Source organism: Fulvitalea axinellae (assembly GCF_036492835.1).
GTDB classification, from domain to species: Bacteria; Bacteroidota; Bacteroidia; order Cytophagales; family Cyclobacteriaceae; genus Fulvitalea; species Fulvitalea axinellae.
This window is the reverse complement of sequence record NZ_AP025314.1, coordinates 540,261-555,625: the sequence shown is the minus strand read 5'-3', so window position 1 is coordinate 555,625 and position 15,365 is coordinate 540,261. Positions and strand designations below refer to the sequence as shown.

The window sequence follows — 15,365 nt, the reverse complement described above, 5'->3', positions numbered from 1 at the left end:
TATAATCTCGTACGAAATGCAAAAACATCTCTAACAGAGGATTAGGGACAACAGGACGCCCTACTTACATCCTGGAAAAATGTCTCCCACGTTTTCACTGACGAGAAACATATTTCAACAACAATCATCCCTTATAGCCACGCATATCCCTAGCCAAAGACAACTGTATCGTTTGCTTTATTAAAAGTCAAGAAGGCGAGTTTATCTAACCAATTTTTCACAACCTTGAATTCAAAAAAGTAAAGCTCGGCACATCACCAATACGAATTCATCACAAATATTAAGGCAAAAATTAACAATTACGAAATGATTAAGGCAAATATTACAACTAATATTCCCTGTGTTAAGTAAAAAGCACCACTTGAAAAACACGTAAGGTTCCTGGCTTCCATCTCTCTCTTCCGACAGATATTGCCTTAATGCCGTACAGAATTCGAACGATATCTTTCATATAGCGCATTGGGAAAGGGTACCCTAAATGGCTTTGCGCAGACTCTATCAATCTCTCAAAAAAGCTTTATCCAAAAGTTCAAACAACAGTATCTGCTAACTCCCTCTAATTATCTGAAACTTTAAAAAAGTCAATACAGCAATCCGGATACTCGTAAACGACAAATCCCGTAAACTTTTGGACGCGGGGCTAGATGCAGGCTTCTATAACCAAGCACATTTTATCAGAATCTTTAAGAATTTTTGTGGCGAAACGCCGAAAAAATTCAGGAAAAAGGCCATTAAGTAAATTCTGTACAATTTCGTCAACCCTAGCCTCCGTACCTTTGTATTCAATCAAAAGGCACAACTATGGCATATAACAACAAGGTCTTCATCGCAACCAGCCTCGACGGCTATATCGCCGACAAAAACGGCAACATCGACTGGCTAAACGACATCCCCAATCCCGACAACGAGGACATGGGCTACAATGCCTTTATCGAAAACATCGACGCACTGGTAATGGGCAGGGCCACATTCGAAAAAGTCCTTAGCTTCGGCATTGAATGGCCGTACGGCGTCCCCGTATTCGTAGCCAGCCACACCATGACGGAGGTCCCCGAAGGATACGAAAGCAAAGTGGAGTTAGTAGCCGGTTCCCCTTCCTCAATCTTGGAAACGATAAGGGAAAAAGGCCACAAGAACTTGTACATAGACGGAGGCAAACTGATACAAGCTTTCCTAAACGAAGACCTAATCGACGAAATCTGTATAAGCACAATTCCCATTCTATTGGGCGGAGGCTTTCCGTTATTTGGCCAACTTAAAGAGCCTCTTAAATTCGAGCTTATAAAAACAGACACCTACCTCAGCCAACTAACACAGAGTAAATATAGACGTAAAAGATAATATTTGTCCGTTTTAAAATTAGGCATAAAAAAAGCCTCTTCACTTGACATGAAGAGGCTTTTTTGCATCCAAAACCTTCTAGAAAAGCCTTACGGATAAACCCAACTGGATCTGAGCCGAACTAGTTTCGCTAAACTCTTCAAGTTCTGCCACATAACCTATATCAGCCTGTACTTTGTCGCCAAAGGAGTACGTCAAACCCAGTCCTCCGAAAGTATAAAGATTGTTAAACTCGTAATATTGGCCAAAATGCTCTGCGTAAAGTCCCCAGCCCTTTCTAGAAAACTGCGTCCCGAATTGCAAAGAATACCCAATCGAAGATTTCTGGGCCTCAATCATTGACCAATGAACATTTCCAGCCAGATATGATGTCTCACCCAATTGGCTGGTTAACGCAACCCCTAACCGATTTTCCCATACGTTTCCGTCTCCAAACAACGGTAATCCAACCACATCATAAAGTGATATTTGAGATACAGTTCCTTCTCCCTCAAATATGTTAAACTTACCTCCAATTGACCAGTGCGGATCACTAAACTCCATGTCACCAACCATATAGGACATATCCTGAATATTTGTCGATAACTCAAACCCGTCAAACAATCCGTATCTGACATTTCCCAAATAATACTTCTCGTTAAGATCGACTCCCGCTTCCACCTGCAGGCTTCCCTTAGGCATCACATTCGCTTTGACCGTTTGGCCAGGCCGGTCAAATTTAGTTTGTTGAGCCACAGCACTCGCACTAAAAAGCATTGCGAATGCAAAAAATAATCTCCTTAACATCATGCGCAAAATATTTTCATGATTAAACAAGGAGGAAATTTAACCAATGGAAACAACTAAAAAACAAATAAAGACAATTAAATTGTTAAAATACGCAAATAAAGGCCATAGAATTTAATCTAGCACTCTTACAACCAATAATAATCTCATATTATTATAAATTAAAATATCACTCTATACAAACGAACGTAATAGCATGTTTATACTTTTCCCAAAACAAATACGAGGCAACGTTACATAACACTATTTTGCCACGCTTAACTTGTTTGAGGTGAATATTTGCCTTATCTTCGGATATATCCAAAATGGACACAAGACAATTTAGTAAGCAGGAGATGAACTGCCAAGAGGCTATTGCTTCCCGTCTTCGCACTTGCTAGACCTATTATTTATAACCTTATTGACCGGTCGTGAACCGGTCTTTTTTTGTCCCAGAAATCCATGGAAGAAATAAAAACAAACAAGGTAACCGTAAGAAAAGGCACAGAAAAAGACCTCCCCAAAGTACTGGAACTAATCTGCGAGCTCGCCACCCACGTCAACCACCTAGACCAAGTGGAAGTAACCGTAGAAGACATGGCCAAAGACGGCTTCGGCCCCAATCCGGTATTCGGTTTCTTTATCGCCGAAAACCAAAATGGCATCATTGGCCTTGCCCTTTATTACTACCGCTATTCCACATGGAAAGGCAAGGTGGTTTATCTCGAAGATTTGGTAGTAAAAGAAGCTTACCGGGCCCAAGGTATTGGCACAAAACTCCTGAAAAGCGTTATCAACCTAGCCAAAGAACAAGGCCTGCGCCACGTTTCATGGCAAGTAATCGACACCAATGTATCGGCCATCGGTTACTATAGAGAAAAATTTGGGGCTCAGCTACACAACAATTGGATTAATTGCCTGCTTCCGGCGGGAGATTTTGAAAGAGTATTATCCGAAAAATAAAAAAGCCGGCACAGGCGAAACGCCCACTGCCGGCTAATAAGCTATAATTTTTTTCCTTTCTTTCTCTGGTACAACAACCATATTTTAATCCCGTACATTCGGGCATACCAGCCATACCAAAAATTAGCCCGTTGGGACGCCCCCAACAAGATATTCGCCAAACGGATACTCCCTACATTTACAACGGCTTCCCTAGCCAATTTCCTTAATGCGATATGCTCGACTCCATATTCGCGGAACTTGCTACGGTGTTTAAAAAAATACTGCGCTTTTCCCTTGAATACCGACGGTTTATGAGCCGCCATGCGGTTATCCGCATCCACATAGATATTAGCGAAACATCCCTTTACAGGAATCCATTTCCCCTGCAAAGCGATCCGGAGCCACATATCCATATCGGTCTTCTTCTTCAGCGACAGGTCATACATCCCGGCACGCACAAAAGCCTCACGCCGCACCAACACACCAGAATTAGAGCCACCAAACCCAGCCCCGATAAGCATATGCCTAATACTCGCATATCCCTTATGCGCTGGATGCTTCGATAACTCCCGCTCTTCCGTCCGCACACAAGATCCCGAAAACACACCCGAAGCTTCCGGGTGTCGCTCAATCGCCTTCACCAAAAACTCCAAATGATGTTCCCCCCAAGAATCGTCCGAATCCAATAAGGCGATAAATTCCGTAGCCGTTGCAAGAATACCTGTATTCCTGGCACCGCAACCGTTACCCATATTTTCGCTATGGCGGATATAGTCAATACGGGGATCCCGCTTCTTCCATAACTCCAGAAGTTCCAAAGTACCGTCATCCGAAGCGTCATCCACAACGATAAGCTTCCAATCCGAATAAGTCTGACGTACCACACTCGAAATAGCACGGCTCAAGACCTTCTCTCTATTATATGTAGGGATAATTACCGTAATCCCGGAGTTTTTGTTCCCCTCCAATTTTCTCTTCTAAATTCGTCCCCCTAAAGGCGGACACGTTACCAAACAATGTCTGAGATTTCAAATACCTCAACTCCCTCACAAAGGACACCAAGTTATCGGATCAAGCCGCAACAAGACGAAAAAATCTACAGATATTTATTGGATGGAAGCTTTACTTTCACTTTCCAACCTTCGTTTTGACAGGTACTCCAGCAGACCATTTCAACCCCAACATAAAACCAACATTATTCGACAGTTTTCCCCAATCTACTGCTAATGCAGAGTTTAAGGATAGTCGTTTCTCAAATAAAAAGATGTAGTTTGTTTCTAGTAGACTATAGTTTTGGGATAAACCACCATAAAAATAGTATGGTTCGTTTTGCTTTTCCCAAGACTGTCCATATTTACCGTAATAATTACCGTAATTTTTAGAGACAGTCATTTTAACCTTATAAGTCCAATTATCTTTAATATCACCTAATACTCCTATATGCAAAGTTTTTACTCGGTTGTTAACAAAATAAGAACCCACAGCGTCTTTTTTACTCGCTCCCATATCCAGAAATCTATTCCTTGTTAATAATATCGGGTTACCCATGGATCGTCCATAGTATGACCAGCCTTCCAGATAAATTGAATTATTATAGTAATTATCCCGTCCCCCATAAGGATAACCCTGATTATATTTCTCACCACCGGGGTCTTCCTCATATATAGGTTGTCCAGTCACTGGATCAATAGTCTTAGGGGGATCTGTCATGCCAGGTCCACTCTGCCAATCGGTTTTCACATACTCCACCAAAAACTCCCTAATAACTCCACGTCCCTTTTTCTCGAAGTGTAACCCAAACAATCCATCTTTATTATTCTTTAAAAACATCTGAGACAAACCGCCTTCCCATCCGAATTTCTTCCCACTATTGTCTTCAAACATTTTCTGGGCATAAAATCTTAGGGTAAAATCCTCATGCTTATAAAGCAAGGAGAAATCAATATTACCCATATGGTTGCCAAGGGCATTCACCTCATTCGCTAAATTTGGGTCAAAATTACTATTGGATCGTCCTAAGAACACGTCCTTAAATGCTGAAAAGTCCGAGGGCAATTCCCCTTTGGATTCACTATCCCCTCCCCATTGAGCCAAATGTACTAGACCAAACTCCATGGACACGGGCAACGGCTCTCCCAACTTCACAAAAAATGACTTCTCATGAATCATCGCTCTTGATACGTGACGATCTTCTTCAAGCCAACCGTTTCCGATATGTCCTTTGAACTGTATATAGTCCTTTGTAAACGGTATGGAAACATAGTCCATCCCCATCATAATCTTCGGAATCGGACGGGCATTATTACTCATACCCAAAGATCCCGTTGACAGATTAGGAGCATAAAATCCGATTGACTCTGCCTTTGCTCCCACAAAAACATACAATTGCTTATAGCGCAAATCTGTAAAATACTCATGTGGAAAAAAACTAGCGGAGGCTTCCCTATAAGGGTTTTCATTCCCCGTATGGCTTACAAAACTTCCTGCGACCGTCCATGTCCAATCGCCAAACTTTTTCTCATATGATATCCCTCCTAGCATTAATACGCTATTCTCAGATTCATCCCAGACACCCCAACGATTTGCCGCCAAATAATGTGGCAGATACCCCTCTGTCCCTAAAGACGTCGCAAGTTCTACTGAATAACTTAAAGAATCTGAATTTTGCCCTTTCACTATTCCCGAAAAAAAGAAAAGGGGCAACAGCCCCAGAATAATCTTAAAACCAATATTTCTCATTATACGTCTAATGTCTCGTATATCGAATTCTTACTGCGAAATTCAGGAACAATCGATTTCATTTCCCGAACAATACCGTGATTATCAAGTGTTGACATACTAACCGAAAGCCGTTCTAGCCCCGCCTTCACTTCATCAAGGGATAACACCCTGACCTCCGCCCTCATAATCTTTTCATGATGAGTCGGCAAAGTGTTTTCTTTATTATTCAAGAGTTCTTCATACAGTTTCTCACCAGGCCTTAAGCCCGAAAACACAATCTCTATATCTTTCTCAGGTTCCAGCCCAGATAGCTTGATCATCTTCACCGCCAAATCATAAATCCGGACCGGGTCTCCCATATCAAAAATAAAAATCTCACCACCTTCACCCATAACACCAGCCTCCAAGACCAACTGACAGGCCTCGGGAATTGTCATGAAATAGCGAATAATATCCTTATGGGTTACCGTTAGAGGTCCACCTTCTTCTATCTGCTTTTTAAACAGAGGTATCACAGATCCGTTCGATCCCAACACATTACCAAAACGAGTTGTTATAAATCTTGTTTTACCTACCCCATTAAGGCTTTGAGTATAGCACTCAGCAATCCTTTTCGAAGCGCCCATAACGTTTGTTGGGTTAACCGCTTTATCAGTCGAAACCATAACAAACTTATCCGCTCCGTACTTCACTGAAAGATCGGCGATATTTTTGGTTCCAAACACATTCACCCGAGTAGCTTCAAACGGATTTTCCTCCATCAAAGGAACATGTTTATAAGCAGCCGCGTGAAACACCAACTCCGGTCGATGCTCCTCAAAAAGCATCTCTATCCGGTCATAACGACTAATATCTGCAACAACAGCCTCAACATCCTTCAGCCCCTCTTTACGATTCCGAAGAATCTCCATTTGAAGATCATATAATGCTGACTCGGCCTGATCTACCAACACCAATTGCTTAGGTTGATAATTTAGTACCTGACGAACAATTTCACTACCAATAGACCCCGCCGCTCCCGTAATCAAAACAACCTTACCAGAAACTTCTTTCAGTACATTTTCATTATCAAGTCGGATAGGAGCTCTATCCAATAAATCCTCGATTCGGATATTCTTAATCTGGGCTGGCGAAAACTCCCCGTTAACCCATTGTTTAACTGGTGGAATTACCTTTACTTCAACTTCGGCCTCCAACGCTCTATCTACAATTTTTCTCTTCTTAATCGAAGGTAAATCCTCTATTGCAATAATTACCTCATCGATATTTTTCTTCGCAATGAATGACTTAGTAAACACCTTCGAAGGTCGATAAATTTTCACACCCTGGATAGCCTTTCCAGTTTTATAAGGATTATCGTCCACAAAACCTACCACTTCAAAATTCAGGTCCAAATTCCGAGTCGTATTTTGCAGAGTTGTTAGAGCGACCACCCCCATTTCCCCTGCACCATAGATCATTACTCGTCGGCGCTCCGAGTCGAAAAAAGCTTTATCTGCCTCAAAGTATTCCCAATAGATCGCCTTTATTAAAATCCTAAAACTATTTAATACAAAAGCCGAAAGAATAAAAGCAATTAGAATTACACCTAACGGAATATCTAGTGCGACTATACTGAAATAGCGGCCCGTAAAGGTCCCGACAATTGCAAGACAGGCGACAAGCGACAAAGCCGTTAAGACCCTCACTATATCTTCAATACTTGTATGCCGGATCACCCCTTCAAATGTCTTAAACGCTAGGAAAGATACTGCATTTAACCCTAAAAAATAAAAGGTTTGGATAACGACTAGTTCTCCCATTTGAAAAAGAGAACTCCAATTATATCTTAAAAGAAATGCCAAAGCCAACATTCCCGCCACCAACACCATATCAGCGATAAAGATAAACTGTCTGGCGATATAGCGCTTTGAATATTTCTTAATTAAGCGTTTTCTCATTTTATCCTATCTTGAAAATCGTTTCGAAAATAAGACCTATATCACTCACAAAGCTTCTTGTTCTGATATAGTCTAAATTTAACGACAACTTCTCAGGCATCACCTTCTCCACATATAACTTTTCCGGATCATCAGAGCCTGCCAATAAAGCATTTTCATTCATATACTCAATCGAAGCTATATCTGTGATTCCTGGGCGAACAGACAATACCTTCAGTTGCTCTGTCGAGTATAGGTCCACATACCTCCTAACTTCCGGTCTAGGTCCAACCAAGCTCATATCTCCAAACAAAACGTTGATCAGCTGAGCCAATTCATCCAGTTTATATTTACGGATAAATGAACCTGAACCTGTAATCCGGTTATCCTGTTCCCCTACCGTCAACAACCCCTTCTTATCCGACCCTACACGCATACTGCGAAACTTATAGATTCTAAAATCTATTCCGTTCCGGCCGACACGTACTTGCCGATAAAACACAGGCCCTTCTGAATCCAACTTAATCCAAATAGCCAACATCAAAAATACCGGCGACAGAAATATCAGGCCAATAAAAGCACTCACAAAATCAAATACCCGCTTCACTCTCTTCCTTTTCCAATACTACACATGAATACGCCTCTGCTACAGACCCCACAATATAAGCCAGCTCATCCTCTGTCAATTGCGGATAAATAGGCAAAGAGATCTCTTTACTGTAATTCGCATAGGCTTGAGGATAACCAGAAATCTTAAATCCCATTTCCTTAAACAAAGACAGCATTGGAAGAGGGGTAAAGTGTACGTTCACAGCAACACCTTTTTCAGAAATCAAACGAATCATTTCATCTCGCTGAACTTCGGTTATTCCCTCGATTCTCAATGCGAAAACATGATAAGAAGATTCTGATTCTTGACCTCTAAGTGGTGGAATTAACGCCCAGTCATATTGCCGAAAGTTATCCACATAAAATTCGGCAACCCTTTTCCTTTCCGGCAATAATAAGCTTGGATATTTACGTAACTGTGCTAATCCTATTGAGGCACAAACATCTGGCATATTGATCTTCATCCCCGGCAGTACGATATCATATTTCCAGCCCCCTGCCTTTGTTTTTGTAAAAGCATCCTTAGTCTGTCCATTTAGTGTCATCAAACGCATCAAAGCATACTCTGATCCGCAATCAAATGGCTCAGGCAAGGCAATACAGACCGCCCCACCCTCGGCGGTAGTTATATTCTTGACTGCATGAAACGAAAACACCGTGAGGTCCGCCAAAGTCCCTGAATTTCTACCTTTATAAGTAGCTCCAATCGAGTGCGCAGCGTCAGCCAACAACAAAATTCGCCCTAACGCTTTCTGCTTGTCTGAATTAGGGCAAAACTTATCCCTTATAGATACCTTTGTCACCAGATTTTGTAAGGCACCGTAATCACAAGGCCAACCTGAAAAGTCAACAGGCACAATGGCCTTGGTTTTCTCCGTGACGGCATTTTCTATAGCTGAAATCGAAACATTAAAGTCATCTTCGACATCAACCATTACAGGTGTCGCTCCTACATGAATAACCGCAAGAGCGGTCGCTGCATACGTATAAGCGGGAATGATTACCTCATCACCAGACCCAACGCCAAACCATTTCAGGGATAACATTAGACCTGAAGTAGCTGAGTTTACGCATAGGGTACGCTTTGCCCCGGTTTGCTCCTGCACCAACTCCTCTAAAGCCTTGACTTTAGGGCCTGTTGTAATCCAACCAGAACTCAACGATTCTGAAACCGAATCGATAACATCTTGATCTATATAAGGGGGGGAAAAGGGAATTTTCATCAATTTACTTTATAACCTTTTTGAACAAACCAAACATTGTCCCGATTGCATAATTTATATGCATCCCAGGTATAATGCCTAAAAGATATATATACTGAAACTTTCGGTTGATAAACACCGAAAGGCATGCTGAAATCCCTATAACGATCAAATAGGAAAGGAATAAAATCGTCCCCCCTAAGATAAAAACACTCGCCCCAGAAACAGCTCCTACTAACATCAAAATAAAAATAAAAGAATAAAAAATAAACGGTGCGAAATGCCTCAAACTAAGTGCGCCTGAGTTCATCACATCAGGTAAATACCGTCCAATCTTATACATTTGATTAAACAAAGAGGATATAGTGTCCCTACAGTAATAATCCGCATGCATATCAGCATTCATATAAAACTTCCATCCTGCAGACTTTAATCGCTGATGCATATCATTATCCTGATGACGAACTAATTCTTCATTAAAATACCCTACATCATCAAATACACTTCTACGATACACTCCATATACAGCAGTGTCAACATACCCACTGCTTTCCCCTGTCCTAAAACTCGAGTTCCCTACCCCTACCTTAGATGATAGCGCTTCCTTTATAATATCACCCCAATAGTTCTTAGCCTTGGTCTCCAATCCCCCCCCAACAGCTACAATATCCTGCATTCGCTCCAAGGTATTTATCCCTCTCTGAATATACCCTGAAGATAGCGTCGAATGTGCGTCCGGACGAATAACATATACCCCACTTGCATTCTTTATCCCTATATTCCACCCTGGCGCTAATGTTCTTTTTGGATTATCAAGTATTACCCAGTTATAGGAAACCGATTGAAGATACTTCTCACACAAACTCCGCGTCTTATCCTCACTCTCCCCATCAACGATTAACAACTCCCATGGCAACTTACCTCCTAAAAATTGCCTCTCGACAGATTTGATACACTCAAGAATATACTTTTGTTCATTACGAACGACTATAATTACACTTACAATTATCGTATTCATAAATCAATTCGATATAACCCCCTATTCGCTTCATGAACAGAATCTATATAAATAGACTTCCCATCAGAACTCCATCTAGGGTGTAAATCACAACGTGTTTCTCCTGAATATTTAAACGACTCAAAAAAACCTCCTACTTTGGTCAAGGAATCATTCAGAAAATCATATATATACAATTCCTTCATACGGGCTTTATTAGGATATGTATCAAAAACCATTTTTCCATTAAATATGGAGGGATGACCATCACCAAAGGAAGATATTTTTTCTGAAATTTGTTTCAACTCACCTGTCAAAGTATTAATAGAATGATAAGTATCCCCATAAATACCCGACCTTAGATAGCCTATTATTGTATCATTGTCCTTCCAGAAACAATGGCTTACCATTTCCGAATCTGCAAGTATCTTAATATCAAAGCCTTCTATATCTGATACTAGTAATCGATCGAATTTCTTTCCCTTATTAATCCAGCGATGGAGAAACATAAACTTATCACCCTTTGGCGATATCATAATATGATTAAACTTATGATCTGCCGAATCCATCGATTTTACTGGATAGATACTTATGCAGTGTTCTATTGAAATTAAAAGTCTCCTTTGGTTAGTCACTAGATCTACTGAAAATATCCCATCGTTCTTATAGTCAACAGAACTATTCGATGTATTGATATTTCTATAACCATAGTCAGGACGTAATTTATTTAAAATACCAAAATTCAGAGAAAGCCCTATATTATCTTTCACATCGTAAATTGGATAGTCAACAACGCATACTTCTAATGTAGAACTATCAACAATTTTAGATTTATATTGTCCTTCATGAAAAATATTATAAATAAATCGATTATTATCAATCCATTGTAGCTTCGATCCTTGTTGCCAATTATATGCAGAACTAGTATCTCGAAAGATTTCTCTATTAGATTTCTTGTCTAAAAGTATAATATCTATATTATGTCTAGACGAAGGTATTTTCAATGTCGAATTTGTAGTTCCATGCATCAAGACAAAGACTCCCTCTGAATTTTCAACGCATTTATCATAGTATCCAAAAAATGTTTCACCACTATACCCAAAATCAAAACTTGATATTTTGTATGAAACCCCTAAATCTATTTTAACTCCGCTACGGTAAAAAACAAATGCAACCCTCTGATAAATTGCCTTTATATAACCCTTCAACCAAGGTAATGAATGTAAAAGGTTAGCTACACGCCTTTCAATAGCGTTATACTTCATGATTAAATATTTCTTTTTCCACTAGTTCTTTAAAATACTCATATGATATATCGCTACGATCTCGTTCTAGGTTCATCTTAATTTTATTCAATAAATCAGACTGAGACAACGCCATATTAATTTTATACTCTAAAGAGTCCATAGAGTTCTTCTCGCAAAATATAATATTTTCCCCATCTCTCCCCAAACCATCAATTCCTCCAACTCTCGTAGATAAAACTGGTAAACCATAGGACCATGCCTCTATAATAACTCTAGGAAAGCCCTCTGATAAAGTGCTTGGCATCACGAAAAGGTCATGGCTCTTAAAAAAAGTTGAGAGCTTATGATTTGGAACAAATCCTCGAAAATCAATAAAAGGCAACAAACCTTTCTCTTTAATAAATGTCTGGATTCCCACTTCTTCAGGACCAAACCCAATGATTGTTAATGATAGCTTTTCCGTCTTTACAAGCTTTTCAAATACTTTCAATAAAACCCAGATTCCCTTATCCTCAGTTAACCTTCCAACAAATAAGAGTCGTAGCCCTTCTCGATCGTTACTCTTATTAGAAAAAACCATATCAGAAAGCCTAATCAATGTATCCACAAAGAAATACTTCTTCTTCGATTGATACATATCAAATAATGCACTACCTGTAAAATACCCTACAACATTTTCCTTCTGAAATATCTTCTTTTGCTCCCAATGCAAATAATAGGATAGCAAAAATGCGAATATTCTTTTTACACCATTATATTTCTCGTTCTTCCATGCTTCTCGAATATCGCCAGCTACATGAACAAGAACTTTTTTATTCTTCTTTATTGCCTGCCTAGCAATCATATTCCCCAAAAAAGACGGTGTCCGTACCCAAACAACATCTGCTTCTTTAAGGGCTTCATTAATTGTGAAATTTATTTTCTGACGATTCTCTTTCTTCATATATGATTTGAAGAAAGATATAACACTAGACCACTCTCCTAGTGAATACACTTTACTATCTACAATTCGAGTTGTTACTGACCCTTCGTCAATTTCACTCGAATCTGCAACAGGCAGTAAAAATGATTTCTTAAATTTTAAATCTATAAAAAAACTACCTGAGGAGTATTTTGATACCACCTCACCTTCCTTTCTCTTGTGATATAATTCATCAAGAAATATTATTACTCTTTTCATAAAAGCCCCCTCCCGTATAAACGTACCACAGTATATGAGAATGTCATTACCACTAATAAGAAAGTAGCTAGAATATAGAGAGTACGTTGATTAAAATATCTTATAGATTTAACAAATAAAGGTAATGTCAAAACCGTCAACAATAATCTATGCCGTTCGTATGTGATATAATTTGTAACCAAAAGAGATATTATGACCATTAACAGAATGCAAAAAAAAATCTTTATCTGCGGTTTTCTGAATGTTTCTTTTTTTCGATAATACACAAACCAACGGAACCCTCCCAGTAGTACAACTATGTACACAACACTTAATTCAATATCTATTGGTACCTTAAAAACTTCTGTTGTATAAGCCATTGATCCACTAGAACTTGGTATATCAGCTAAAATCGGCAATGGCAACAGGAATACTAACGGTAAAAAAGGCAAAGCTCCCATTAACTGAATAGGAGATACACTTTTAAACAAATTCCATTTAGAGAATCGTTCAAACTGCATCGAAACAAATTCTGGTGAAAAAAAATGAGTAATAAACTCTACCTCAAATTCACCCAAAACAACAAAAGTAACTACAGGCAAACAGAACCAGAATAAAAGGTGTTTTTTGTTGAATCCCCCTCTTTTTTTCTTGGTCGTAAAGAATATAAACATCAATAGAAATACGACCATTAAGACAGCATATTGAACACGAAAGAAGAACATTAACAATAGTAAGGGTGGGAGCAATAAGAAACATATGCGAACCTTATATTTCCCAAAGAAGCTCCTAGCCATTATTTCAAAACATAACCCGACTAAAAACAACAAGAAAGAATCTTTGAGGTTAAGTCCTGAAAAATACATTAGGTTTGCTGAAAAGATCAAACAGGCTACCAGTAATCTATTTTCGGATTTTGTAAAGCTAAAGACTCGTTTAAAAAAAGAATAAAAGCACAAAACAGCCAATGACATAACTAATGGATTGACTAAAACATGCCAATAAGTCGAGACTCCAAACATTCTGTAAAGAAGAGCCATCACATATGGATATCCTAAATAATTTACAGGAAAATCAAGTAAATCAGCCATCAAAAAGATGTCGTACGAGTCTTTGGAAGCAAATACCTTAGAAAACGTATAATATGTGAACTCATCAAATTGGGCACCTGCCTGAAAGGGCGCACCTTGCAAATATAGAAACTGAAAATACAATAAATTTGCATACGCAAATTTAACGACAAAGGACAATGTGAAGATCCAAAGTAAAGTAATCTTTCCATTCCTTAAGTGAGAATATCCCACCAGCAGTAGGTTAACTAAAAGAAAATATTCAACATATTTATAAACAAAAAGCCAACTATATTCCTGTCTCAGGAAGAAAAGTAATCCAATACAACCCAATAGTATTGATAAATATGTGAGAATAAAAATTCTAAAGTTATTTATCGGCATTTCAACTATTCTCAACTATTCTGCCTTTAAGAAAAGGAGCAAAATTATTATTAACGATATTCTCATATGTGGCAAACTCACACGACTTCACTACTTCTTCAGTAGAGAACTTTTCTCTTATCTTCCATAAAGCTAATAAGCCTTCAGAAAAGGCGACCTTAGAGTCCTCCACTAAAACTCCATTTGAATTAGATACAATTTTCTGGTTCTCAACAGTTGAAGTAGCAATAACTGGTAATCCTGATAAAATATATTCAAATGTCTTTGTCGGTGGTTGATTTTCAAAATACGCCATTTTTGGCACATAAGAGACTCCTATGTTGGCTTTCAAAAAATAATCTCGCAGATTATCATATGGAATCTGCCCAAGGAGATGCACATGCTTCTCAATGCCTAAACTAGCTATTTCAACATTAATTCTATTCACATCTTCCAAAGAACCAGTCCCAACAATGTAATATTCTGCTTCAGAAGTTTGCTTCAATAATTTCGAAAAACCATATAAGGTTTTCTCAATACTCCTCATATTTAAAGTCCCTACATAAAGAAGTCTGGGTGTTGACAAACTTCTTTCTCCACCATCAACCTTATTAGCCCCAAGGGGCAGAACATGATATTTACCACTCTTCAGACGCAATTCCTTTGCAAGGGATTCTGAAATAATGGTATTGATTGGAAAGACAAAAGCTGTAAACCTTAACAAATGGTCTAACAAACTCTTTTTGAATTTATTATTTTTTATTTCTGCTGATCTAATATCTAGGATTAACACCTTTTGCCACAAAAGGAATCTTAATACGAATGCGTATCTAAAATATACAATATATATCAGACTAAACTGATGTTTTCTGCTCACAGCCCATATCAATGCTAAAAAAGAGAACACTCGTTTAATCCGTCTTTCGCCTACCGAATATATTACATCAATACCTTTCTCATTAATCCTATCTTTCCCTTCATCATTGCACACAAATACAATATCAAACTGGGACTTCAAATATCGGAC

Annotated in this window: 14 protein-coding genes; 3 read left to right on the top strand and 11 right to left on the bottom strand. The window is 38.9% G+C overall.

Annotation, left to right across the window (positions count from 1 at the left end):
• Positions 1 to 592: 592 nt before the first annotated feature.
• Entirely contained in the window at positions 593 to 739 is a 147-nt protein-coding gene (locus tag AABK39_RS27660; RefSeq protein ID WP_421825161.1) for a helix-turn-helix domain-containing protein, read from the top strand.
• Positions 740 to 801: 62 nt separating this feature from the next.
• A complete protein-coding gene (locus tag AABK39_RS02260) occupies positions 802 to 1,341 on the top strand; it encodes a dihydrofolate reductase family protein (protein ID WP_338393300.1) in 540 nt (179 codons plus the stop codon).
• Positions 1,342 to 1,419: 78 nt separating this feature from the next.
• Here AABK39_RS02260 and AABK39_RS02255 read toward each other — a convergent pair whose 3' ends face one another.
• Positions 1,420 to 2,022: a hypothetical protein gene (locus AABK39_RS02255; RefSeq protein WP_338393299.1), complete on the bottom strand. Its 603-nt coding sequence runs from the start codon at positions 2,020 to 2,022 to the stop codon at positions 1,420 to 1,422.
• A 546-nt stretch (positions 2,023 to 2,568) separates the two neighbouring features.
• On the opposite strand from AABK39_RS02255, the gene AABK39_RS02250 reads away from it, so the two are divergent.
• The gene (locus tag AABK39_RS02250) at positions 2,569 to 3,069 is read left to right on the top strand and encodes a GNAT family N-acetyltransferase (protein ID WP_338393298.1); all 501 of its coding nucleotides are present in this window, start codon (positions 2,569 to 2,571) and stop codon (positions 3,067 to 3,069) included.
• A 41-nt stretch (positions 3,070 to 3,110) separates the two neighbouring features.
• On the opposite strand, the gene AABK39_RS02245 is transcribed toward AABK39_RS02250, so the two are convergent.
• The 10 genes from AABK39_RS02245 to AABK39_RS02200 all read right to left on the bottom strand — a co-directional run bounded on the left by AABK39_RS02245 (position 3,111) and on the right by AABK39_RS02200 (position 15,356).
• Positions 3,111 to 4,019, bottom strand: coding sequence for a glycosyltransferase family 2 protein (locus AABK39_RS02245; RefSeq protein WP_338393297.1), 909 nt, complete (start codon positions 4,017 to 4,019; stop codon positions 3,111 to 3,113).
• A 160-nt stretch (positions 4,020 to 4,179) separates the two neighbouring features.
• Entirely contained in the window at positions 4,180 to 5,790 is a 1,611-nt protein-coding gene (locus AABK39_RS02240; RefSeq protein WP_338393296.1) for a capsule assembly Wzi family protein, read from the bottom strand.
• Complete coding sequence (locus AABK39_RS02235) at positions 5,790 to 7,712, bottom strand: polysaccharide biosynthesis protein (RefSeq protein ID WP_338393295.1); 1,923 nt, start codon at positions 7,710 to 7,712, stop codon at positions 5,790 to 5,792. Before AABK39_RS02235 ends, AABK39_RS02240 begins: the two co-directional genes overlap by 1 nt.
• A gap of 1 nt (position 7,713) precedes the next feature.
• Positions 7,714 to 8,277: a sugar transferase gene (locus AABK39_RS02230; protein WP_338393294.1), complete on the bottom strand. Its 564-nt coding sequence runs from the start codon at positions 8,275 to 8,277 to the stop codon at positions 7,714 to 7,716.
• Positions 8,278 to 8,281: 4 nt separating this feature from the next.
• Positions 8,282 to 9,523: a DegT/DnrJ/EryC1/StrS family aminotransferase gene (locus tag AABK39_RS02225; protein ID WP_338393293.1), complete on the bottom strand. Its 1,242-nt coding sequence runs from the start codon at positions 9,521 to 9,523 to the stop codon at positions 8,282 to 8,284.
• Positions 9,524 to 9,527: 4 nt separating this feature from the next.
• Entirely contained in the window at positions 9,528 to 10,520 is a 993-nt protein-coding gene (locus AABK39_RS02220) for a glycosyltransferase family 2 protein (protein WP_338393292.1), read from the bottom strand.
• Positions 10,517 to 11,764 carry a TolB-like translocation protein gene (locus AABK39_RS02215; protein ID WP_338393291.1) on the bottom strand — a complete coding sequence of 416 codons (1,248 nt, stop codon included), beginning with the start codon at positions 11,762 to 11,764 and terminating at the stop codon, positions 10,517 to 10,519. Before AABK39_RS02215 ends, AABK39_RS02220 begins: the two co-directional genes overlap by 4 nt.
• Positions 11,754 to 12,926, bottom strand: coding sequence for a glycosyltransferase family 4 protein (locus tag AABK39_RS02210; RefSeq protein WP_338393290.1), 1,173 nt, complete (start codon positions 12,924 to 12,926; stop codon positions 11,754 to 11,756). The genes AABK39_RS02215 and AABK39_RS02210 overlap by 11 nt, the downstream gene beginning before the upstream one ends.
• Entirely contained in the window at positions 12,923 to 13,996 is a 1,074-nt protein-coding gene (locus tag AABK39_RS02205; RefSeq protein WP_338393289.1) for a hypothetical protein, read from the bottom strand. Before AABK39_RS02205 ends, AABK39_RS02210 begins: the two co-directional genes overlap by 4 nt.
• A 364-nt stretch (positions 13,997 to 14,360) precedes the next feature.
• Complete coding sequence (locus tag AABK39_RS02200; RefSeq protein ID WP_338393288.1) at positions 14,361 to 15,356, bottom strand: glycosyltransferase; 996 nt, start codon at positions 15,354 to 15,356, stop codon at positions 14,361 to 14,363.
• Positions 15,357 to 15,365 lie beyond the last annotated feature (9 nt).